Genomic DNA, 21,654 nt, shown 5'->3' on the forward strand with positions numbered 1-21,654 from the left:
CGGACAAGCGTAGCAAAGCGAAGCGCAGATCCGGGACCCATAACCACAGGCAGTGGTTTGACGAAGACTCGGAGTTAAGTTCCCACGCTCTAATTCCGGCCTGGGGTTATGGGTCCCGGATCTGCGCTTCGCTCTGGACAACGCTACGCGTTGCCAGAAGCTCCGCTTGTCCGGGACGACACGGGAGGTTGTTGCAACAGCTACTAGCCAGCTACGCGTGCCCGGCCTCGTTCGAGAGCATGCCGGGGTCGATGCCGATCTTGCGCAGGGCGCGTCCGTACTTGTCGTCGACGTCGTCTCCGAAGATCAGATCCGCATCCGCATCGCAATGCAGCCAGCCGTTGCTCTGGATCTCGGTCTCGAGCTGGCCCGGCGCCCAGCCGGCATAGCCGAGCGCGAGGATGGCGTGCTTGGGGCCGGAGCCGTTGGCGATCGCGCGCAGGATGTCGACGGTCGCCGTGAGGCAGACGCCGTCGTCGATCCGCAACGTCGCGTTTTCGATATAGAAGTCGCTGGAATGCAGCACGAAGCCGCGCCCCGTGTCGACCGGGCCGCCGCGCAGCACCTTCATGCTTTCGGCGTTCTCCGGCAGCTTGATGTGCTCGCCCTTCTTGATGATGCCGAGCTGCTGCAAGAGTTCGGGGAAGTCGATGCTGCCAGCCGGGTGGTTCACGATGATGCCCATCGCTCCCTCCGCCGAATGGGCGCAGAGATAGATCACCGAGCGTTCGAAGCGGGAATCGCCCATCACCGGCATCGCGATCAAGAGCCGGCCGTCGAGATAACCGGCCGAATTAGGGAGCACGGGTCCCGCGCTGCGGGTGCTTTCGCCCGTCCTCTTGCCTGTGGGAGCCATCGGTTAAGCACTCCGGTTTCAATTCCTATCCTGATGTCGGGCCGGGCCGCTGTCAAATCAAGGCTTGCAGAGACTTGATTCAAGTGCATCCATCACAAGCAATTCAATGGTTTGCCTCAGGGCGACCCTGTAAAGACGTGCCATGCTCACAAGAGTTCCCCTACGTGCGGCGATTGGCGTCGCGACAACCCTGTTTGCGTCGTCGCTGGCCATCGTAGCCCGGGCCGATGACGCCTCGCCGTGGCAGCGCGACGGACATTCCGCGGTGCGGCTATTGGCGGGATCGCGCAGCGGCGCCGTCCTGCTCGGCGGTATCGCCATCCAGCTCCAGCAGGGGTGGAAGACCTATTGGCGCTCCCCCGGCGATTCCGGTGTCCCGCCGCGGTTCGATTTTTCCAAGTCGGACAATGTCGAGGCGGTGACGGTGATGTGGCCTGCGCCGCTGAAATTCAACGACGGCGCCGGCGGCCATTCGATCGGCTATCACAACCAGATCGTGCTGCCCCTGCGCATCGTCGCCAAGGCAGCCGACAAGCCCGTGACCCTGCGCGCAGAGATCAATTACGCGGTGTGCGAAAAACTCTGCATTCCGGTCGAGGCCAGCGCCGAGCTCGGCTTCAACAGCGTGGCCTCGACCGAGGATGCCAATCTACGTGCGGCCCTCGACACCGTGCCGAAGCCCGCCAATATCGGCGATCCCAATCCACTCACCATCCGCGACGTCAAGCGCGACGGCGCCACCAAGGTGACGGTCGACGTGGTCACGCCGGATGCGCGCGACGTCAATCTGTTCGTGGAAGGTCCGACGCCCGACTGGGCGCTGCCGATTCCGGCTCCGGTCGAGCAGAGCCCGCCAGGGGTGAAGCGATTTTCGTTCGAGCTCGACGGCCTGCCGCCTGGCGCCAAGCCGGAGGGCGCGGCGTTGAAATTCACGCTGGTCGGGCCGGACAAGGCGTACGAGTTCAATACGAATTTGGAGTGAGTACCGGTTAGCGCGAGGAAGTTGCACGGCTCGCGCCCCACTTTCAGCTGTCGTCCCGGACAAGCGCGCCTCAGCGCGCGCCGATCCGGGACCCATGGCCACAGGCGTGGTTTGGCGAAGACTCGGAGTGACCAGCTCGCCCACAACTTCTTCTCGGGGTTATGGGTCCCGGATCTTCGCTTCGCTCGTCCGGGACGACACCGAGTATGGAACGCCACCCAACCGAATCTTAACGAATGGTTGCTAAGCCCCAGGGCCACCGCAGCAAGCCTGCGTCATGCGGTAGCCTGGGGACTTTAATTGGCCGTGATGGATGCAGAACCTGCAACGACCGGACCGGCCGGGCTGATCGCGCGGCTGCGGGCCAGGCTGACGGGCGGCCCGAGCGAGGCATCGCTGACGCGGCGGCTGGCCGGCACCATCTTCATCATCCGGGTCATCAGCGCGGGCCTTGCCTATTTTTCGCAGGTCCTGCTCGCGCGCTGGATGGGCACCTCCGACTACGGCATCTACGTGTATGTCTGGACCTGGGTGCTGCTGCTCGGCAGCATGATGGATTTCGGCATCTCGGCCTCGGCGCAGAAAATCATTCCGGAGTATCGCACCAGCGGCGAGCAGGCGCTGCTGCGCGGCTTTCTCTCCGGCAGCCGCTGGCTGACCTTCGCGGTGTCCACGCTGGTCTCGCTCGCTCTTGCCGGCATCGTCAGGCTGCTGTCGCCCTGGATCGACCCGGCCGAGGAGCTGCCACTCTATATCGGCTGCATGACGCTGCCCGCCTTCGTCGTCGCCAACACCCAGGACGGCATCGCGCGCTCGCATGACTGGATGCAACTCGGCCTGATGCCGCAATTCATCATCCGCCAGGCGCTGATCATCGGCATTACGGCCAGCGCCTTCCTGCTCGGCTACCATCTCGGCGCCGTCGCCGCGATGGTCGCGAGCGCCGGCGCAGTGTGGGTCGCGATGACCGGGCAGATGGTGGTGCTGAACCGCAAGCTCGCCGACCATATCGAGCCCGGCCCCAAGACCTATGACATCGGCGGCTGGCTCGCCGTCTCGCTGCCGATCCTGCTGGTCGAGAGCTTCTACCTGCTGCTGTCCTACACCGACGTGCTGGTGCTGCAGCAGTTCCGCCCCTCCGACGAGGTCGGGGTCTATTTCGCGGTGGTGAAGACGCTGGCGCTGGTCTCGTTCATCCACTACGCGATGTCGGCAACGACGGCGCATCGCTTCGCCGAATACAACGCCAGCGGCGACAAGGCGCGCCTGTCCGCCTATGTCGCGCATGCCATCAACTGGACGTTCTGGCCGTCGCTGGCGGCGACCATCGTGCTGCTCGCGCTCGGCAAGCCGCTGCTCTGGCTGTTCGGGCCGCAATTCGTGGTCGGCTACGACATCATGTTCGTCGCCGCGATCGGGCTCGTGGTGCGCTCCGCGATCGGACCGGTCGAGCGGCTGCTCAACATGCTCGGCCAGCAGAAGATCTGTGCGCTCGCTTATGCATTGGCCTTCGTGATGAACCTCATGCTCTGCATCGCACTCGTGCCGCGCTACGGCGGCCACGGCGCCGCGGCCGCGACCTCGATCTCGCTCACCTTCGAGACGGTGCTGCTGTTCTGGATCGTACGACAGCGGTTGGGGCTGCACGTGCTGGCGTTTGGTAAATAGGTACTAAGGCGCGCCCTTGCTCGCTCCCCGTGGGGAACGACTGTTTCGCAGTGCGCCTGGGAACAACCGGAAACACCTCTCCATTTCCGACACGCAGCACAATTTTTCTTATTCCGCCCAAGCGGTTGCGCCCCGGGGAAAGTTTATTCTACGTCGTATTGCTCAACCGACGAGATCAACCTAAGATTCTCCAGACATGATCGATCCACTCTACGTCGCCTCCGGTTTCGGCGTCGGCCTGCTCGTCGGGATGACCGGCGTGGGCGGCGGTTCCCTGATGACGCCGCTGCTGATCCTGCTGTTCGGTGTTCATCCCTCCACCGCGGTCGGCACCGATCTGCTCTATGCCGCCGCCACCAAAACCGGCGGCAGCGTGGTGCATGGCTGGTCGCGCAGCGTGCACTGGCCGGCGGTGCTGCGGCTCGCCTGCGGCAGCATTCCCGCGAGCGCAGTGACGCTGCTGGTGCTGTGGAAGCTCGACCTCAGAAGCGATTCCGAGCGCAGCCTGGTTAATCTGGTGCTGTGCTTTGCGTTGCTGCTGACCGCGACCTCGCTGATCTTCCGCAAATCGATCATGGAGCGTTATCGCGGCCGGCTCGAACAGGTCGACGAGCGCACCACCGCGATTGCCACCGTCGTCACCGGAATCGTGCTCGGCGTGTTGGTGTCGATTTCGTCGGTGGGCGCCGGTGCGGTCGGCGTGACCGTGCTGCTGCTGCTCTACCCCCGCCTGCCCATGGCGACCATCGTCGGCTCCGACATCGCCCATGCGGTGCCGCTGACGCTGGTCGCCGGCATCGGGCACTGGGCGCTCGGCGACGTGGATTGGGCCCTGATGGGCGTGCTGCTGATGGGCTCGCTGCCCGGCATCATCATCGGCAGCTACAGCGCGACGCGGGTGCCGGAGACGGTGCTGCGGCTGACGCTTGCCAGCGTGCTGTTCGTGGTCGCAGGCAAGATCATGTTTGCGGAGCTGAACCTGTCGTCGGCGTTCGTGACGGCGCTGGCCTGGACGCATTGAGCGGGAGCGGACGCCTCGTTCTCGGTTTCGTAGGGTGGGTTAGCCGAAGGCGTAACCCACCTCTTTTGTTTCCGCGGTGACAGACGCGGTGGGTTACGCCGAGCAGATACGCTTCGCGTATCTGCAGGGCTAACCCACCCTACGGCATCGAGCCGTTACTCCGCCGTCCAGCCGCCATCGATCGAGAGATTGGTGCCGGTGATCTGGGCGGCATCATCGCCGCACAGGAACAGCGCCAATGCGGCGACCTGCTCGGACGTCACGAACTCCTTGGTCGGCTGCGCGTCGAGCAGAACGTCGTTGATGACCTGCTCGCGCGTCAGATTGCGCGCCTTCATCGTGTCGGGGATCTGCCGCTCCACCAGCGGGGTCCAGACGTAGCCGGGACTGATGCAGTTGCAGGTGATCTTGTGGGTCGCGACCTCCAGCGCCACGGTCTTGGTCAGGCCTGCGATGCCGTGCTTGGCCGAGACGTAGGCCGACTTGAAGGGCGAGGCGACCAGCGAATGCGCCGATGCCGTGTTGATGATGCGGCCCCAGCCTTTCTTCTTCATGCCGGGCACGGCGGCACGGATGGCGTGGAAGGCCGAGGACAGGTTGATGGCGATGATCTGGTCCCACTTCTCGAGCGGAAACTCCTCGATCGGCGAGACGAACTGGATGCCGGCATTGTTGACGAGGATGTCGACTGAACCAAAGGTCTTCTCGCCGAGCGCGATCATGCCGGCGATCTCGGCCGGCTTGGTCATGTCGGCGGGCGAATAGATCGCCTTCACCTTGAAGTCCGCCTCGATCTTCGCGCGCTCCTTCTCAATGTCCTCCGGCGTGCCGAAGCCGTTGATGACGACATTGGCGCCGGCGGCGGCGAAGGCGCGTGCATAGGCGAGCCCGATGCCGCTAGTGGACCCGGTCACGACGGCATTCTTGCCTGACAGACTACCCATTCTATTCGCTCCTTTTTGCCGGGGGCGCGGTGACGTCCCCCGTGAGATCGTAGGTCACCATGGTCTCACCGGACTGCGGCCGCTCGAGCCAGTCCTTGTGGCGCATCGACAGATGCACGTCGCGCACGCCGGCCTCCCAATGCTCGACCATGGCGACGTGCGAGAAGTCGTAATCCTTGGACGAGGATTCGTAGTTCTTGCTGCGGTAGATCAGATGCACGACGGTGACGGTGCTTTCGCGCGACACCTTCGCCAGGAATTCGACGGAAGGATCGTTCTTGAGATAATCCGGCAATTTGCCGATCAGGTCGCGCACCGCCCTGCGGGCGTTGTGGATCTGCTTGTTCTTGTCGGTGTTCATCCGCGTGCGGCTGGAATAGCGGATGTCCTTCTCGCGCTCGGCGGCCTCCAGCAGCGAGGTCGGCAGATCGCCGCGCGCGGAAAACAGGTCGACCTGGAAGATCAGCATGTCGCGATCGACCTCGGCGTCGAGCACGTAGTCGAGCGGCGTGTTGGAGGCGATGCCGCCGTCCCAATAATGCTCGCCCTCGATCATCACGGATGGAAAGCCGGGCGGCAGCGCGCCGGAGGCCATGATGTGCTCGGGGCCGATGGTCTTGCCGAGCTTCTTGAACTCGTAATTGTCGAAATATTTGAAGTTGCCGGAGGTGACGCCGACCGCGCCGACCGACAGGCGCGTCTTCAAATCGTTGATGCGGTCGAAATCGACCAGACGCTCCAGCGTCTTCTTCAGCGGTGCGGTGTCGTAATAGCTCTCGGCCTGCGGGCTGCCGGGCGGCCAGAGCGGCGCCGGCGGAATCCGCGGCGTGAAGAAGCCGGGCACGCCGAAGGTCGCGATCAGCGCGGCACTGGTCGAATTGAACAGCTCGCGGCTGTGGTCGCTCTTGCCGATCGGTTTCCACGGCACCGGCGCGGAGACCATCTCCCAGAATTCCTTGAGCCGCTTGACGCGCGTCGGGCCCTCGTTGCCGGCGATGATGGCGGCGTTGACCGCGCCGATCGAGATGCCGGCGACCCATTCCGGCTCGAAACCGTGGCCGCACAGCGCCTGATAGGCGCCGGCCTGATAGGAGCCAAGCGCGCCGCCGCCCTGAAGGACCAGGACGCGTTGCGCATTCGCGGGGATGCTGGCGGATTCCGGGCTATGATCGATCATGCAGGAACAATAGCAAAAGGCGAGCCACCGTGGCGACCCTCCGCCGCGGCGTCAATGCATCCCGGATCAAGTCTGGCTTATCGGGGCTCGGTCGAGGCCAGGATCATGGTCCAGAACACCTTGTATTTGGTGCCGGGAGCATAGCTCGCCGCGATGCCCAATTTTGTGACACCGCCCTTGAGCATGTTGGCGCGGTGGGGCGGCGAATCGCGCCAGCCGGAAAACGCTTCCGCCAGCGTATGATAGCCGGCCGAGACGTTCTCGACGGCAACGGTGGCGGGATAGCCGCCGGTGGCAAGGCGCTTGGCCAGCGGCGCGCGGACGTCGTGATCCATCTTGTTGGCCGCAGCCATAGCCTGGGACTGGGATTCGGCGAGCCGCATCAGGTCAGGGTCGATGACGACGGTGCCGAGGGCGTTGTTCTGGCGGTATTGCGAGATCATGATCGCGGCCGCCTGCGCATCGAGCTTGGAGCCCGGGACCGCCATATCGGCATACATGGACGGCTGCTGGACCGGTGCCTCGTTGCCGGCACAGCCGGCAAGCAGCAAAGTGATGAGAATTGCGGCCGCAGCGCGCATGTAAAGCCCCCGAATGAGGGGCCGTTGTTGCATACCAACCGTGGCTGAAAGGTGAATTTTGAAGAAAATCGTTCCTGTCATTCCGGGGCAGCGCGTAGCGCTGAACTGTGGTGCGCAATCGCGCACCTGAGACTCTCGCGCCATAACCTCGAGATTCCGGGGGCGATGCTTCGCATCGCCACGGAATGACAGAGCGTTTAGCCCGCAAATATCCGGTAACGGCGCGGCTCGAGGCCGATGGTGTCGCCGGCGCGCAGTTCCTTGTCGCGGGGGGCGTCGATCTCGATGGTCTCGCCGCCCGACAATGCGACCTCGGCGCGCTGCACGGGACCGAAATTGCGGACGTGCTGGACCGCGCCCTCGAAGGCGCCGCTGCCGGGGGGCCCGACCAGCATGTCATGTCGCCGCACGAACAGTTTTGACGCGCCAGGCGCAAGCCCGTCCGCCGCGAGGGTGAGCGGCCGGTCACCCAGCCTGATCACGCCGCCTTCGACCTGAACCGGCAGTTCGATGGACTCGCCGATAAAGCCGTGCACGAAGGCCGTCGCCGGGGTCTCATAGACGTCGTCGGGCGAGCCGATCTGCTCGATCCTGCCCTTGTCCATGACGACGACGCGGTTGGCGACTTCGAGCGCCTCCTCCTGGTCGTGGGTGACGAAGATGGAGGTGACGTTGATCTCGTGATGCAGCGAGCGCAGCCATCGGCGCAGTTCTTTCCGCACCTTGGCATCGAGCGCGCCGAAGGGCTCGTCGAGCAAGAGGATGCGCGGCTCGATCGCGAGCGCGCGGGCGAGCGCAATGCGCTGGCGCTGGCCGCCGGAGAGCTGGCTCGGATAGCGGTCGGCGAGCCAGTCGAGCTGAACGAGGTCGAGCAGTTCCTTGACCCGCGCCCGGATCGCGGTTTCGTCCTTGCGTACCGCGCGCGGCTGCACGCGCAGGCCGAAGGCGACGTTCTCGAACACGGTCATGTGGCGGAACAGCGCGTAATGCTGGAACACGAAGCCGACATGCCGCTCGCGCGCACCCTGCGCCAGCGCGTCCTCGCCATTGAAGGAGACCTCGCCGGAATCAGGCCAGTCGAGGCCGGCGATGATCCGCAGCAGCGTGGTCTTGCCGGAGCCTGACGGACCGAGCAGCGCCAGCAATTCACCATTGTCGACCTTGAGGTCGACGCCGTCGAGGGCGGCAAAACTGCCGAACTTCTTGACGAGATTCTTGACTTCAATGGTCACTTGCGTCGTCTCCTTCGTCGAGGTGACGTTCGAGAACGGTCTTTGCGATCAGCGTGATCAGCGCCAGCATCGCCAGCAGCGAGGCGATCGCGAAGGCGGCGACGAACTGGTATTCGTTGTAGAGGATCTCGACCAGCAGCGGCATCGTGTTGGTCTCACCGCGGATATGGCCTGAGACGACGGAGACCGCGCCGAACTCGCCCATCGCACGCGCATTGCAGAGCAGGACGCCATAGAGCACGCCCCATTTGATGTTGGGCAGGGTGACGCGGAAGAAGGTCTGCAAGCCCGAAGCGCCGAGCGAAACCGCGGCCTCCTCCTCCTGCGTGCCCTGCTCCTGCATCAGCGGGATCAGCGCGCGCGCGACGAACGGGAAGGTCACGAAGGTGGTGGCGAGCGCAATGCCGGGCACGGCGAACAGGATCTGGATGTCGTGATCCCTGAGCCAGCCGCCGAAATAACCCTGCGCGCCGAACAGCAGCACGAAGACGAGACCGGAGATCACCGGGCTGACCGAAAACGGCAGGTCGATCAGCGTGATCAGGAAGGTCTTGCCCGGGAAATCGAATTTTGCAATCGCCCAGGCGGCGACGAGGCCGAAGACAAGGTTGAGGCCGACCGAGATCGCCGCGACGATCAACGTCAGCTTGATCGCGGCCAGCGCCTCCGGCTCGGCGAGCGCGGAGAGATAGGCGAGGATTCCCTTCGAAAAGGCCTGCGCGAACACGACCACCAGCGGCAGCACGACGAAGACGGAAAGAAAGATCATCGCCAGCGCGATGATGGTGATGCGCACCGCGCGCGGTTCGGTGCGCAAATTGTCTTGCGCCGCCGCCGCATGTGCCCGTGCCTTCGCACGTGCCTTGGCGTCGGGAGCCGAGAGCGACACGGAGTCTGCGATCTGCATCGTCATCGCATCCTCCTCAGCGCGCCGGGATCCGGCTCCGCGCCCAGCGCTGGAGCCGGTTGACGGCGAAAATGATGACGAAGGAGACGACGAGCATGACCACAGCGATGGCGGTCGCGTCGGCGTAGCGAAATTCGGACAGCCGGATCACGATCAAGAGCGGCGCGATCTCGGAGACATTAGGCAGATTGCCGGCAATGAAGATCACCGAGCCGTATTCACCGACCGCGCGGGCAAAGGCGAGCGCGAGCCCGGTGAGCAGCGCCGGCGCGAGCGAGGGCAGGATCACGCGGATGATGGTCTGCCAGCGGCTGGCGCCCAGGCTGCCCGCGGCCTCCTCGATCTCGGGGTCGAGATCCTGCAGCACCGGCTGCACCGTGCGCACCACGAAGGGAATGCCGATGAAGATCATGGCGACGAAGATGCCGACCGGCGTGAACGCCACCTTGATGCCGAGCGCCGCGAGCGGCGCCCCGAGCCAGCCCTTCTCGGCGAACAGCGCGGTCAGCGCGACCCCGGCGACCGCCGTCGGCAGCGCGAAGGGCACGTCGACGATGGCGTCGAACAGCCGCCGGCCGGGGAAGCGGTAGCGCACCAGCGCCCAGACGATGATGCTGCCCATGACGAGGTTGACGCAGGCCGCCGCGAACGCGAGGCCGAAGGAAACCCGCAGGGCATTCAGGGTGCGCCGGCTGGAGAGGATGTTCCAGAATTGCTCGGGGCTGAGCTCGAGCGATTTCAGGAACAGCCCGGCGAGCGGAATCAGGATGATGATCGACAGCCAGGAAAGCGTCAGTCCCATGGTGAGACCGAAGCCCGGCAATGTCCGGCGTCGTGCTGCGCGTGCGCTCACCAGGCCCCCTGCTAAAGCCCATTAAGACAGCGCCAGATCAATTCTTATAGATCTGGTCAAAGATGCCGCCGTCGGCGAAATGTTCCTTCTGCGCCTTGGTCCAACCACCGAAAACGTCGTCGATCGTGAATAGTTCGACCTTTGCGAAGGCATTTTCGTATTTTTTGGCAATCTCGGCATCGCGCGGGCGGTAGAAGTTGCGCGCGGCGATCTCCTGCCCCTCCTTGGTGTACCAATACTGGAGGTAGGCATCGGCGGCGTTGCGGGTGCCCTTCTTGTCGGCAACCTTGTCGACGATCGCGACCGGCGGTTCGGCGAGGATGGATTGCGGCGGCGCCACGATCTCGAATTTCTCCCGGCCGAATTCCTTCAGGGCGAGAAACGCCTCGTTCTCCCAGGCGAGCAGCACGTCGCCGACGCCGCGCTCGACGAAGGTCACGGTGGCGCCGCGCGCGCCGGTATCGAGCACCGGCACCTGCTGGTAGAGCTTTCCGATGAAGTCCTTGGCCTTGTCGGCGGCGCCGTATTTCTTCTGCGCAAAGCCCCAGGCCGCCAGATAATTCCAGCGCGCGCCGCCCGACGTCTTCGGGTTCGGCGTGATCACGGCAACGCCCGGCTTGATCAGATCGTCCCAGTCCTTGATCGCCTTGGGGTTGCCCTTGCGCACCAGGAACACGATGGTTGACGTGTAGGGCGACGCATTCTGCGGTAACCGCTTCTGCCAGTCCGTCGCCGTGAGGCCCTTGCCGGCGATCGCGTCGATGTCGTAGGCGAGCGCGAGCGTCACCACATCGGCCTGCAATCCGTCGATCACCGCCCGCGCCTGCGAACCGCTGCCGCCATGCGACTGCTTGATCTCGACGCTCTTGCCGGTTTCCTTCTGATAGGCATTCGCGAACGCCTTGTTGAATTCGGCATAGAGCTCGCGCGTCGGATCATACGACACGTTGAGCAAATTGATGTCGGCAGCGAGAGCCGCGCTTGCCACAAAAACCGTCGCGAGAAGTCCTGCAGCGAGCGGAACGATACGGCGCATCATGTCCATCTCCATTCACTTCGATGACATCGGTGTCAGCGAAGGCAGGCGAAACTCGCGGCGAAACGCACTTAAGTCAACGAAACCGGATTTTCTTGTTCGCAGCGTGGCAGCGTGACTGTGCTACGAAGTCTTCATCGTGTGGATGCCGCATTCTGTCTTGGCCCGGCCGCGCCAGCGACCGGCACGTTCATCCTCACCTTCGGCCGTTCTGCTCGTGCAAGGCATACACCCAACCGACAGGAAACCGGAGGCGGCCAGTGGATGACGCGGCAATTTGGCGCGGACGAAGATGGCCTCGAGTTCCTCGCGCGAGACGTTGGCGAAGGGGTTGAACTTCAACCGCACGCCATCGTCTTCAACCACCGGAATGTCGGCGCGCGCATTGCCCTGGAAGCGCTTGCGGCCGTTGATCCAGGCCGAGAACGGCTTCAATGCCCGCGCCAGCGGCTCGACTTTACGAATGCGACAGCAGGCATCGGGATCAGAGAACCAGAGATCGCGGTCGGCATCTTCGCGCGCCAGCGTCTCCTCCGCCGGTTTGATCGAGCGGACGTCCTTCAATCCAAGCGTCGCGATCAGCATGTCGCGATAGGCCAGCGTCTCCTCGAACAGCCAGCCGGTATCGAGGAAGATCACGGGGATCGCGGGGTCGACGTCCGCCATGACCTTCAGCAGCGTCGCCGATTCCGTGCCGAACGACGACACCAGCGCCAGCTTTTCGCGCCCGACCGTCTTCAGCGCCGCGGCGACGATCTCCGCGGGCGAGGCATCGCGCAGCGCGCGATCGAGTTCGTCCGCCGACGGCAGCGCAGAGGCAGACGTCGGCGAAACCTGAGGCGCGATCGCGTTCACGTGCCGACGCCTTCGGAATGGCGCAGCTGCATGCGCCGGTGCAAGGCCGTGATGCGGCCGTCGCCGGTCGGCTGGTAGAACACCGAATAGCGCTTGGCGGTCTGCATGAAGGCTTCCGCGTCGGCCTGCTTCTTGACGTCGAAGGAATCAAAGCCGGCGCGCAGCATGAACACGAACTGGTCGCGCAGCACCTGGCCGGTGGCGCGCAATTCGCCGCGGTAATTGTATCGCTCGCGCAGCAGCCGGGCCTGGCTGTAGGCACGGCCGTCGCGGAAGGTCGGGAACACCAGCGCAACGACGGCGATCTTGCCGAGATAGGGGACCAGTTCGGCGATGTCGCGGTTGTTCGGCCAGATCACGCCGACCTTGCCGGCACGCTCGAGCAGCGCATCGGCCTCGCCGATGAAGCGCTCGGCCGGCACCAGGATGTCGCCGCCCTCGGGCAGCGGCGTGTCGACGGCCAGCTTGACGAAGCTGTCGTCGGCGATCTTTCCGCCGTTAACGAGTGGCATAAACGCGCTCCTTGAAGGGTTCGACGCCGAGGCGTTTCACTGTGTCCATGAACAGCTCGTCGGGCCGCTCGCGCAGCGCCAGATAGGCTTCCACGATGTCCTCGACGACGTCGGCGACCTCGTCGAACTTGACGCCCGGCCCGATCAGGTTCCCGAGCGCGGCGTTTTCGTCTGCACGGCCGCCGATGGTGATCTGGTAGACTTCCTCGCCGTTCTTCTCGACGCCGAGAATGCCGATATGGCCGACATGGTGATGACCGCAGGCGTTGATGCAGCCTGAGATGTTGATGTGGAGCCGGCCGATCAGGTTGGCGAGCTCGTGGTTGGCGAAGCGCCGCGTCAGTTCCTGCGCGATCGGGATCGAGCGCGCATTCGCCAGCGAGCAATAGTCGAGACCCGGGCAGGCGATGATGTCGGTGATCAGGTTGACGTTCGGCGTCGCAAGGCCAAGCTTGTCGAGTGCCTTCCACAGCGCCGGCAGATCGCGCTTGGCGACATGCGGCAGTGCCAGGTTCTGTTCGTGACCAACGCGGATCTCACCGAAGGAATATTTGTCGGCGAGATCGGCCAGCGCATCCATCTGCTCCGCCGTGGCATCGCCCGGGGGCGCGCCAATCGGCTTCAGCGAGATCGTGACGATGGCATAGCCCTGGTTCTTGTGCGAGGCCACCGAGTTCTTGCGCCACGCTTCGAAATCGGGATCGGCCGCGGCCTGCCGAAGTTCGTCCGGCATGTGCGGGAGCTTTTCGTAAGGAGGATAGGTGAAGCGCGAGCGGATGTCCTCGATCACCTCGTCGTCGATGTGGAGCGAGGAGTTGCGGATGTGCTGCCACTCCTCCTCGACCTCGCGGGAGAACTTCTCGATGCCGAGCTCGTGCACCAGGATCTTGATGCGCGCCTTGTAGATGTTGTCGCGGCGACCGTACTGATTGTAGACGCGCAGGATCGCCTCGATATAGCTCAGGATATCGCGGCCGTGCACGAAGTGCTTGATGGTCTTGGCGATGAACGGCGTGCGGCCAAGACCGCCGCCGACCAGCACCTCGAAGCCGGTCTCGCCCTTTTCGTTCTTGATCAGGCGAAGGCCGATGTCGTGGATCTTGATCGCGGCACGGTCGTGGTCCGACGCGGTGATCGCGATCTTGAACTTGCGCGGCAGGAACGAGAACTCCGGATGCAGCGTGGTGTGCTGGCGGATCAGCTCCGACCAGATGCGGGGATCCTCGATCTCGCCCGGCGCGACGCCGGCCCACTGGTCCGAAGTGACGTTACGCATGTTGTTGCCGGAGGTCTGCATCGCATGGATGCCGACCTTGGCGAGATCTTCCAGCGCGTCCGGCAATTCAGCGAGCTTGATCCAGTTGAACTGGATGTTCTGCCGCGTGGTGAAATGGCCGTAGCCGCGGTCGTATTTGCGCGCGACATGGGCGAGCGCCCGCAGCTGGTTCGTCGCCAGCGTGCCATAGGGGATCGCAACGCGGAACATGTAGGCGTGCAGTTGCAGATAGACGCCGTTCTGCAGGCGCAAGATCTTGAACTCGTCCTCGGTGAGCTCGCCGGAGAGGCGCCGCTTCACCTGGTCGCGGAACTCCGAGACGCGCTCATTGACGAGCGTGCGGTCGATTTCGTCGTAAGCATACATAAGAAAGCGCCTTAAACCTGGGCCGACTGTCCGATGGTCACACCGGTGCGGCGGATCTGTTCGCGCAGATTGCCGGGTTCGATCTTGCCGTCCGCGCCGACCTGCACCGGGGCGATATAGGGACCGATCGCGCCGACGTCATCGGCGACGGACTCCGCAAGCAACGCCTTGGCCTCGTCGGAGTTGCGCACGATCGCAGCTTCCGACAGGTCCGGGGACCAGCTCCTGGCGGCGGTGCGATAAACCACGATGCCGTCCCAGGTACGGTTGGCGGTCACGATCGAGGGGCCGGCGATCTTGATCTTCTTCTGTTCAAGCGGAGAGGTCATTCGGCTGCATCCAATAGGTCAGAGATGATTTGCTTTGGGGTTTCGCGGCGAAGGGAACCGGCATGCCGGACCACCTCGCCGATGATGACAATGGCGGGACCGCCGCTGACCCGCCGCACCAGCTCGGGAAGGTCGCGCAGCGTGCCGATCGCGCTCTGCGCGTCGGGACGCGTCACACGCGCGAACACCCCGACCGGCGTCTCCGGCGAACGGCCAGCGGCGAACAGGCCGGCGCGCACGGCGGGCGCGGCAGTCATGCCCATGTAGACCACAACGGTCATTCTGGTGTCGGTCAGCGTGGCCCAGTCCACGACTTCCGCGTCGCGCGCCTTGTGCGCGGTGAGGAAGGTGATGCGGGTCGCTTCGTGACGGTAGGTGAGCGGCACCTCGAAATCGGCGGCGCCGCCGAGCCCCGCGGTGATGCCGGGGATGATCGAATAGGCGACGCCTGCCGCGCGCAGGGCTTCGACCTCTTCGCCACCACGGCCGAACACGAAGGGATCGCCGCCCTTCAGCCGCACCACGCGCTGACCGGATTGCGCGGCCTCGATCATGCGCTTGTTGATGGCGTCCTGGCCGATGCCGGGCTTGCCGACGCGGCGGCCGACGGCAACGCGCGTGGTGTCGCGGCGGATGCGGTCGAGAATTTCGCCCGAGACCAGCTCGTCATGGAAGACGATGTCGGCGTCCTGCAATGCGCGCAGCGCCTTGATGGTGAGAAGATCGGGATCGCCGGGACCGGCGCCGACCAGCGCGACCGAGCCTTCCGGCTTATCGGCACGCGCGAATTCGGAGGGATCGGCAATCGCCTTGAGCGCGGCATCCGCCTCGCTCCTGCGGCCGCCGAGCACGGCAGCGCCGATCGGGCCGTCGATGACGCGCTCCCAGAACCGGCGGCGCAGCGGAAACTCGGTGATGCGCTCGTTGATGGACTTGCGAAAGCCGCCGATGAACTCGGCGAGCTCGCCGATACGGGCCGGCAGCAGCGCCTCGATCTTCTCGCGCACGCGCCGTGCCACGACGGGCGAAGTGCCGCCGGTGCCGACTGCGACCACGACATCGCCGCGATCGACGATCGCCGGGAAGATGAAGCTGGAATGTTCGAGATCGTCCATGACGTTGACGGGCAGACCGAGAGCCTTGGCGCGAACCGACATCGCCACGCCCACATCACCCGCACCAGCGCAGACGATGGCGATGACGCCGGCGAGATCGGCGGTCAGTGGATCGCCGGCAGCGATCTCGATGCGCACCGCGTCCTCCGAGTTGAGACCCAGATCATGATTGCCGTCGATCGCATGCACGCGGATGCGCGCACCGGCCGCAGCGAGCACGCGCAGCTTGGCACGCAAAAGCTCACCCGCGCCGATGAGGACCACCGGACCGGCCTTGAGATCGAGAAACACCGGCAAGAACCGCATGCGATACTCGCTTCCCCCACATCCGGGGTTGACTGGAATTATTTTCTATATATGTGTCGTTTCGAGCGCGCAAAGAGAAAATTTTTTCTTCTCTTCCGCACCGCAACTATAGAATTTTCGCCTCCAAACGCAAAGTGGCAGAGATGCATCTTCTCAAGGACGATTCCGCAGCGAGCGGACTGAGCAGCCCGGCCCCGGCCGAGCGCGCACGCACGCAAGAATTTTCTGCTGACCTTGCCCCCAGCATGGACCATCTCGACCAGCTCGAGGCGCAGAGCATCTACATCTTCCGCGAGGCCTTCGCCCGGCTGAAGAAGATCGCGCTGCTGTGGTCGCTCGGGAAGGACTCCAACGTCATGATCTGGCTGGCAAGGAAAGCGTTCTTCGGCCGCGTGCCGTTCCCGGCTTTGCATGTCGACACCGGCAAGAAGTTTCCGGAGATGTACCGCTTTCGAGATCACTACGGCAAAGAGTGGGATCTCGATTTGCGCGTCGAGCCCTGCCCGCCCATCGATGCCGTCGATCCGACGCTGCCGCCGGCCGCGCGCTCCGCTGCGCGCAAGACCGAAGGCCTCAAGATGGCGCTCGGCAAATTCGGCTTTGACGGCCTGATCGCCGGCATCCGCCGCGACGAGGAGGCAACGCGCGCGAAGGAGCGTGTGTTCTCGCCGCGCGGGCTCGAAGGCAATTGGGACGTGCGCGACCAGCCGCCGGAGTTCTGGGACCATTTCAACGCCTCGCCGCCGCAGGGCGCGCATTTGCGCATCCATCCGATCCTGCATTGGACCGAGGCCGATATCTGGGCCTACACCAAGCGCGAGAACATCCCGATCATCCCGCTATATCTCGCCAGGGACGGCAAGCGCTATCGCTCGCTGGGGGATCAGGACATCACCAATCCGGTCGCGTCTACCGCGTCCAACATCGACGAGATCCTGATCGAGCTCGAGCAGACCAAGGTGCCGGAGCGCGCCGGCCGCGCACTCGACCACGAGACCGAGGACGCCTTCGAGCGCCTGCGCGTCGCCGGCTATCTCTGATCAAGAACGCGAGCGCGATATGAACATGATCGTCACCCCCGCTTCGCCGGCCACCCCGAACGGCACCACCCGTCCGCAGGTCCGCATCGTCATCGTCGGCCATGTCGACCACGGCAAATCGACGCTGGTCGGCCGCCTCTTGCACGAGACCGGCAGCCTGCCCGACGGCAAGCTCGAAATGCTGAAAGCCGTCAGCGCGCGACGCGGCATGCCGTTCGAATGGTCGTTCCTGCTCGATGCGCTGCAGACCGAGCGGGACCAGGGCATCACCATCGACACCACGCAGATCCGCTTCCGCACCAATTCGCGCGACATCGTTCTGATCGACGCGCCCGGCCACGCCGAATTCCTGCGCAACATGATCACCGGCGCCTCGCAGGCCGACGGCGCGGTGCTGATCATCGACGCGCTCGAAGGCGTGCGCGACCAGACACGGCGGCACGGCTATCTCCTGCATCTGCTCGGCGTGAAGCAGGTCGCGATCGTCGTCAACAAGATGGACCGAGTCGACTTCTCCGCAGAGCGTTTCAAGGAGATCAGCGACGAGATCTCCGCGCATCTGAACGGCCTCGGCGTGAAGCCCACGGCGGTGATCCCGATCTCCGCGCGCGACGGCGACGGCGTCGCAATGCGCACCGATCGCATCTCCTGGTACAAGGGACCGACGGTGGTCGAGGCGCTCGACGCTCTCGAGCCGGCCCGGCCGCTGGAAGCGCTGGCGCTGCGGCTGCCGGTGCAGGCGATCTACAAGTTCGACGACCGCCGCATCGTCGCGGGCCGCATCGAATCCGGCAGCCTCATTGCCGGCGACGAGATCGTGATCATGCCGGCTGGCAAGATCGCGAAGATCAAGACCGTCGAGAGCTGGCCGGTGACGCCGGTTGCGGGACGGCAGGGCGCGGGCCGCTCGGTCGGCATTACGCTCGACCGCGAACTATTCGTCGAGCGCGGCGATATCATCGCGCACGCGAGCGCCGCCCCGCGCGAGACGCGGCGGCTGCGCGCGCGGATCTTCTGGCTGCACGACAAGCCGCTCGCCAAGGGCGACCAGCTCCTGGTCCGCTGCGGGCCAAAGGAAAGCCGCGCCACGGTCGTCGCGATCGAGAAGGCGGTCGATCCGGGCGAGCTCTCGAGCAGCGAGAACAAGGCGATCGGCCGCAACCATGTCGGCGAGATCGACATCTCGCTGTCGAATCCGATTGCCACCGATCCCTACACCGAGAATCCGCGCACCGGCCGTCTCGTGATCGAAGTCTCCGGGCGCATCGCCGGCGGCGGTCTGGTGCTGTCGGTCGATGCCGGCCAGCGCGCCTTGCCGGTGGACATCGTGCCGGTGGAATCCGCACTTCGTCCCGACGAGCGCTCCGCGCGCTATCAGCACAACGGCGCGGTGGTCTGGCTCACCGGCCTGCCGGCCTCGGGCAAGTCGACGCTCGCCAAGGCGCTGGAACGGCGGCTGTTCACCAATGGCGGCTCGCCGATCCTGCTCGACGGCGACACGCTGCGCGCCGGGCTCAACAGCGATCTCGGCTTCTCCACGGCTGACCGCAGCGAGAACATCCGCCGCCTTGCCGAAGTCGCAACGCATCTCGCACGTAACGGCCATATCGCCATCGTCGCCGCGGTCTCGCCCGCGCGCGAGCACCGCGCCACGGCGCGCCGCATCGCCGACACCGCGTTCCGCGAGATCCATGTCGCGACGCCGGCAGAGGTCTGCGAGGATCGCGACCCCAAGGGGCACTACAAGAAGGCCCGCGCCGGCGCGCTGGCGTCGTTCACCGGCATCGGTAACGACTACGAAGCGCCGCAGGCGGCCGAGCTGGTGATCGACACCTCGACGCGGACCGTCGCCGAGGCAGCCGACGAGATCGAGCAGATGCTGAAGACGACGGGCGTGCTGTTCGACGAAACCGTGGACCTCGCCGCGAATATTTGAGGCAGGCTCCATCCGCTTGCGCAGCTGCGTTCCCTCCCCCCTTGCGGGGGGGGGGAGGGCTAGGGAGAGGGGTCCACACGGGGACTCTCTCAATCAATCAGAGCACTCCGCTCCCGTCGAATCCCGACACACCTTTTCCTGAGCCACCCCTCTCCCCCGCCCTCCCCCACAAGGGGGGAGGGAGCGCAGTTGTGTCCGTGGCGCGAAGTTGGGATCAAATTTGTAAAGCCAGCTGCCCGCCACACCTGCTCTTGACATTTTGACAAACCCCTGGGGGTCTTCTCACCGCCCCGATTTTGGGGCTAATAGGCCCCGAAAGCCGCTCCCTCGTGGGCGCATTTTGCTGCTATCGGGTCAAAAGCAGCCAAAAACAGCCATTTCCAACAAGAAAGCCCATCATGAAACGCGTCGACGCCCACGGATTGAAGATCGCTCCCGTCCTGTTTGATTTCATCGCCAAGGAAGCGGCCCCGAAAACGGGGATCGCGCCGGATGCGTTCTGGGCCGGGCTTGCCGCCATCATCAAGGATCTGGGGCCGAAGAACCGCGCATTGCTGGCGGTGCGCGACACGTTGCAGGCCAAGATCGACGACTGGCACCGCGCCAGCAAAGGCAAGGCGTTCGACCTCAACGCCTATACCGCCTTCCTCAAGGAGATCGGCTATCTCGTTCCGGAGCCGGCGACCCAGAAGGTCGAGACCGCCAATGTCGACGAGGAGATCGGCAAGATCTGCGGCCCGCAGCTCGTCGTGCCCCTCACCAACGCGCGCTATGCGCTGAACGCGGCGAATGCGCGCTGGGGTTCGCTCTATGACGCCTTCTACGGCACCGATGCGATCCCGCATGATCCGTCCGAGAGCGGCAAGGGCTACAACAAGGCGCGCGGCGACAAGGTGATCGCCAAGGCCAAGGCGTTCCTCGATGCCGCTGTGCCGCTTGCCACCGGCAGCCACACCGACGTCACCGCCTACAGTGTCGTCGCGGGCCAGCTCGCGGTGAAGCTGAAGAGCGGCAATGCCACCGCGCTGAAGAACGCGGCGCAGTTCGCCGGCTTCCAGGGCGATGCGGCCGCGCCTTCGGCCGTGCTGCTCGCCAACAATGGCCTGCATGTCGAGGTGAAGATCGACCGCAGCAGCGCGATCGGCAAGGACGATCCGGCCGGCGTCGCCGACATGATCATGGAATCCGCGGTTTCCACCATCCTCGACATGGAGGACTCGGTCGCAGCCGTCGATGCCGAGGACAAGGTGCTGGTCTACCGCAACACGCTCGGCCTGATGAACGGCACGCTGTCGGCCGATTTCGAGAAGGGCGGCAAGACGCTGACGCGCTCGCTCAACGCCGACCGCAGCTACAAGACCCCGGACGGCAAGGGCGAGGTCAAGCTGCACGGCCGCAGCCTGCTCTTGATGCGCAATTGCGGTCACCACATGTTCACCGACGCGGTGCTGGACGAGAAGGGCGAGGAGATTCCGGAAGGCCTTCTGGACGCCGCCGTCTCCGGCCTGCTCGCGATCCACGACCTCAAGGGCAATTCGAAGGTCAAGAACAGCCGCACGGGATCTGCCTATATCGTCAAGCCGAAGATGCACGGCCCGGACGAGGTGTCGCTCACCTGCGAGATCTTCGACCGCGTCGAGAAGATGCTGTCGCTGCCGGAGAACACGCTCAAGGTCGGCATCATGGACGAGGAGCGGCGCACCACCGTCAACCTCAAGGCCTGCATCCAGCGCGCCTCCAAGCGCATCATGTTCATCAACACCGGCTTCCTCGACCGCACCGGCGACGAGATCCACACCTCGATGGAAGCCGGCCCAATGATCCGCAAGAACGAGATGAAGGCGCAGGCCTGGATCAAGGCCTATGAGGACTGGAACGTCGACATGGGCCTGACCTGTGGCCTGCCCGGGCACGCCCAGATCGGCAAGGGCATGTGGGCCGCCCCCGACAAGATGGCGGACATGCTGGCGCAAAAGCTTGGCCATCCGCAGGCCGGCGCCACCACCGCCTGGGTGCCCTCACCGACTGCAGCGACGCTGCACGCGCTGCACTACCACCAGGTCAACGTGATCGCTCGCCAGGAAGAGCTCACCAAAGGCGGACCGCGCGCAAAGCTTTCGGACATCCTCACCATTCCGGTGTCGAAGTCGAACTGGGCGCCCGATGACGTCAAGCAGGAGATCGACAACAACTGCCAGGGCATCCTCGGCTATGTCGTGCGCTGGATCGACCAGGGCGTCGGCTGCTCCAAGGTGCCCGACATCCACGACGTCGGCCTGATGGAAGACCGCGCCACCTTGCGGATCTCCAGCCAGCATCTCGCCAACTGGCTGCACCAGGGCGTGATCACCGAGGCGCAGGTGATGGAATCGCTCAAGCGCATGGCGGTCGTTGTCGACAAGCAGAACGCGGGCGATGCCATCTACAAGCCGATGGCGCCCGCCTTCGACGGCGTCGCCTTCAAGGCCGCCTGCGACCTCATCTTCAAAGGCCGCGAGCAGCCGAACGGCTACACCGAATACATCCTCACCGCGCGCCGCCGCGAGGCCAAGGCGAACGGCTGATAGTCAGCCGGCTCGAAACACCGAAAGCCCCGGCTCACGCCGGGGCTTTTTTGTTGAGCGCAGCGGGCGAAACGTCGCGCCGCGCAGCGGAACGGCCG

The 21,654-nt window shown here is 64.7% G+C and carries 19 protein-coding genes; 6 read left to right on the forward strand and 13 right to left on the reverse strand.

Translation table 11 applies throughout. From position 1 onward, the window contains the following. Positions 1-211: 211 nt before the first annotated feature. Positions 212-856, reverse strand: coding sequence for a YqgE/AlgH family protein (locus CIT37_RS36070; protein WP_028142053.1), 645 nt, complete (start codon positions 854-856; stop codon positions 212-214). A 142-nt stretch (positions 857-998) separates the two neighbouring features. Between CIT37_RS36070 and CIT37_RS36075 the strand changes: the two genes are divergently transcribed. From CIT37_RS36075 to CIT37_RS36085, 3 genes are all read left to right on the forward strand, one after another. Beyond that, on the forward strand, positions 999-1,838 hold the full coding sequence (locus CIT37_RS36075; RefSeq protein WP_038950067.1) for a protein-disulfide reductase DsbD domain-containing protein: 840 nt from the start codon (positions 999-1,001) through the stop codon (positions 1,836-1,838). Between the two features lie 300 nt (positions 1,839-2,138). Beyond that, positions 2,139-3,506, forward strand: coding sequence for a flippase (locus CIT37_RS36080; RefSeq protein ID WP_161966268.1), 1,368 nt, complete (start codon positions 2,139-2,141; stop codon positions 3,504-3,506). A gap of 196 nt (positions 3,507-3,702) precedes the next feature. After that, positions 3,703-4,527: a sulfite exporter TauE/SafE family protein gene (locus CIT37_RS36085; protein ID WP_028142056.1), complete on the forward strand. Its 825-nt coding sequence runs from the start codon at positions 3,703-3,705 to the stop codon at positions 4,525-4,527. A 155-nt stretch (positions 4,528-4,682) separates the two neighbouring features. Here the strand turns inward: CIT37_RS36085 and CIT37_RS36090 are convergent, their stop codons facing one another. The 12 genes from CIT37_RS36090 to cysG all read right to left on the reverse strand — a co-directional run bounded on the left by CIT37_RS36090 (position 4,683) and on the right by cysG (position 16,016). After that, positions 4,683-5,471, reverse strand: coding sequence for a 3-hydroxybutyrate dehydrogenase (locus CIT37_RS36090; RefSeq protein ID WP_028142057.1), 789 nt, complete (start codon positions 5,469-5,471; stop codon positions 4,683-4,685). Between the two features lies 1 nt (position 5,472). Further along, a complete protein-coding gene (locus tag CIT37_RS36095) occupies positions 5,473-6,648 on the reverse strand; it encodes a DUF3734 domain-containing protein (protein ID WP_028142058.1) in 1,176 nt (391 codons plus the stop codon). A gap of 77 nt (positions 6,649-6,725) precedes the next feature. Next, positions 6,726-7,229: a CAP domain-containing protein gene (locus CIT37_RS36100; protein ID WP_018318739.1), complete on the reverse strand. Its 504-nt coding sequence runs from the start codon at positions 7,227-7,229 to the stop codon at positions 6,726-6,728. Between the two features lie 197 nt (positions 7,230-7,426). Next, positions 7,427-8,461, reverse strand: coding sequence for a sulfate/molybdate ABC transporter ATP-binding protein (locus CIT37_RS36105; RefSeq protein WP_095424687.1), 1,035 nt, complete (start codon positions 8,459-8,461; stop codon positions 7,427-7,429). After that, positions 8,451-9,374 (reverse strand): sulfate ABC transporter permease subunit CysW, encoded by a 924-nt coding sequence (cysW, locus tag CIT37_RS36110; protein WP_038950062.1) that lies wholly within the window; start codon positions 9,372-9,374, stop codon positions 8,451-8,453. Before cysW ends, CIT37_RS36105 begins: the two co-directional genes overlap by 11 nt. Before the next feature lie 10 nt (positions 9,375-9,384). Further along, complete coding sequence (cysT, locus tag CIT37_RS36115; RefSeq protein ID WP_038950061.1) at positions 9,385-10,170, reverse strand: sulfate ABC transporter permease subunit CysT; 786 nt, start codon at positions 10,168-10,170, stop codon at positions 9,385-9,387. 88 nt (positions 10,171-10,258) lie between these two features. Continuing rightward, positions 10,259-11,260 (reverse strand): sulfate ABC transporter substrate-binding protein, encoded by a 1,002-nt coding sequence (locus CIT37_RS36120; protein ID WP_038950060.1) that lies wholly within the window; start codon positions 11,258-11,260, stop codon positions 10,259-10,261. A 120-nt stretch (positions 11,261-11,380) separates the two neighbouring features. Beyond that, the gene (locus CIT37_RS36125) at positions 11,381-12,112 is read right to left on the reverse strand and encodes a phosphoadenylyl-sulfate reductase (RefSeq protein WP_095424686.1); all 732 of its coding nucleotides are present in this window, start codon (positions 12,110-12,112) and stop codon (positions 11,381-11,383) included. Further along, positions 12,109-12,624 (reverse strand): DUF934 domain-containing protein, encoded by a 516-nt coding sequence (locus CIT37_RS36130; protein WP_095424685.1) that lies wholly within the window; start codon positions 12,622-12,624, stop codon positions 12,109-12,111. Before CIT37_RS36130 ends, CIT37_RS36125 begins: the two co-directional genes overlap by 4 nt. Then, positions 12,611-14,266, reverse strand: a complete 1,656-nt coding sequence (locus tag CIT37_RS36135) for a nitrite/sulfite reductase (protein ID WP_095424684.1) — start codon at positions 14,264-14,266, stop codon at positions 12,611-12,613. The genes CIT37_RS36130 and CIT37_RS36135 overlap by 14 nt, the downstream gene beginning before the upstream one ends. Before the next feature lie 11 nt (positions 14,267-14,277). After that, on the reverse strand, positions 14,278-14,595 hold the full coding sequence (locus CIT37_RS36140) for a DUF2849 domain-containing protein (RefSeq protein WP_028142067.1): 318 nt from the start codon (positions 14,593-14,595) through the stop codon (positions 14,278-14,280). Then, entirely contained in the window at positions 14,592-16,016 is a 1,425-nt protein-coding gene (gene cysG / locus CIT37_RS36145) for a siroheme synthase CysG (protein WP_095424683.1), read from the reverse strand. Before cysG ends, CIT37_RS36140 begins: the two co-directional genes overlap by 4 nt. Before the next feature lie 245 nt (positions 16,017-16,261). Between cysG and cysD the strand changes: the two genes are divergently transcribed. The 3 genes from cysD to CIT37_RS36160 all read left to right on the forward strand — a co-directional run bounded on the left by cysD (position 16,262) and on the right by CIT37_RS36160 (position 21,556). Continuing rightward, positions 16,262-17,056 carry a sulfate adenylyltransferase subunit CysD gene (gene cysD, locus CIT37_RS36150; RefSeq protein ID WP_038950054.1) on the forward strand — a complete coding sequence of 265 codons (795 nt, stop codon included), beginning with the start codon at positions 16,262-16,264 and terminating at the stop codon, positions 17,054-17,056. Between the two features lie 19 nt (positions 17,057-17,075). After that, entirely contained in the window at positions 17,076-18,992 is a 1,917-nt protein-coding gene (cysN, locus tag CIT37_RS36155; protein ID WP_095424682.1) for a sulfate adenylyltransferase subunit CysN, read from the forward strand. Positions 18,993-19,390: 398 nt separating this feature from the next. Then, complete coding sequence (locus tag CIT37_RS36160; RefSeq protein ID WP_038971358.1) at positions 19,391-21,556, forward strand: malate synthase G; 2,166 nt, start codon at positions 19,391-19,393, stop codon at positions 21,554-21,556. Positions 21,557-21,654: the final 98 nt, after the last annotated feature.

Source organism: Bradyrhizobium ottawaense (genome assembly GCF_002278135.3).
Lineage (GTDB): Bacteria > Pseudomonadota > Alphaproteobacteria > Rhizobiales > Xanthobacteraceae > Bradyrhizobium > Bradyrhizobium ottawaense.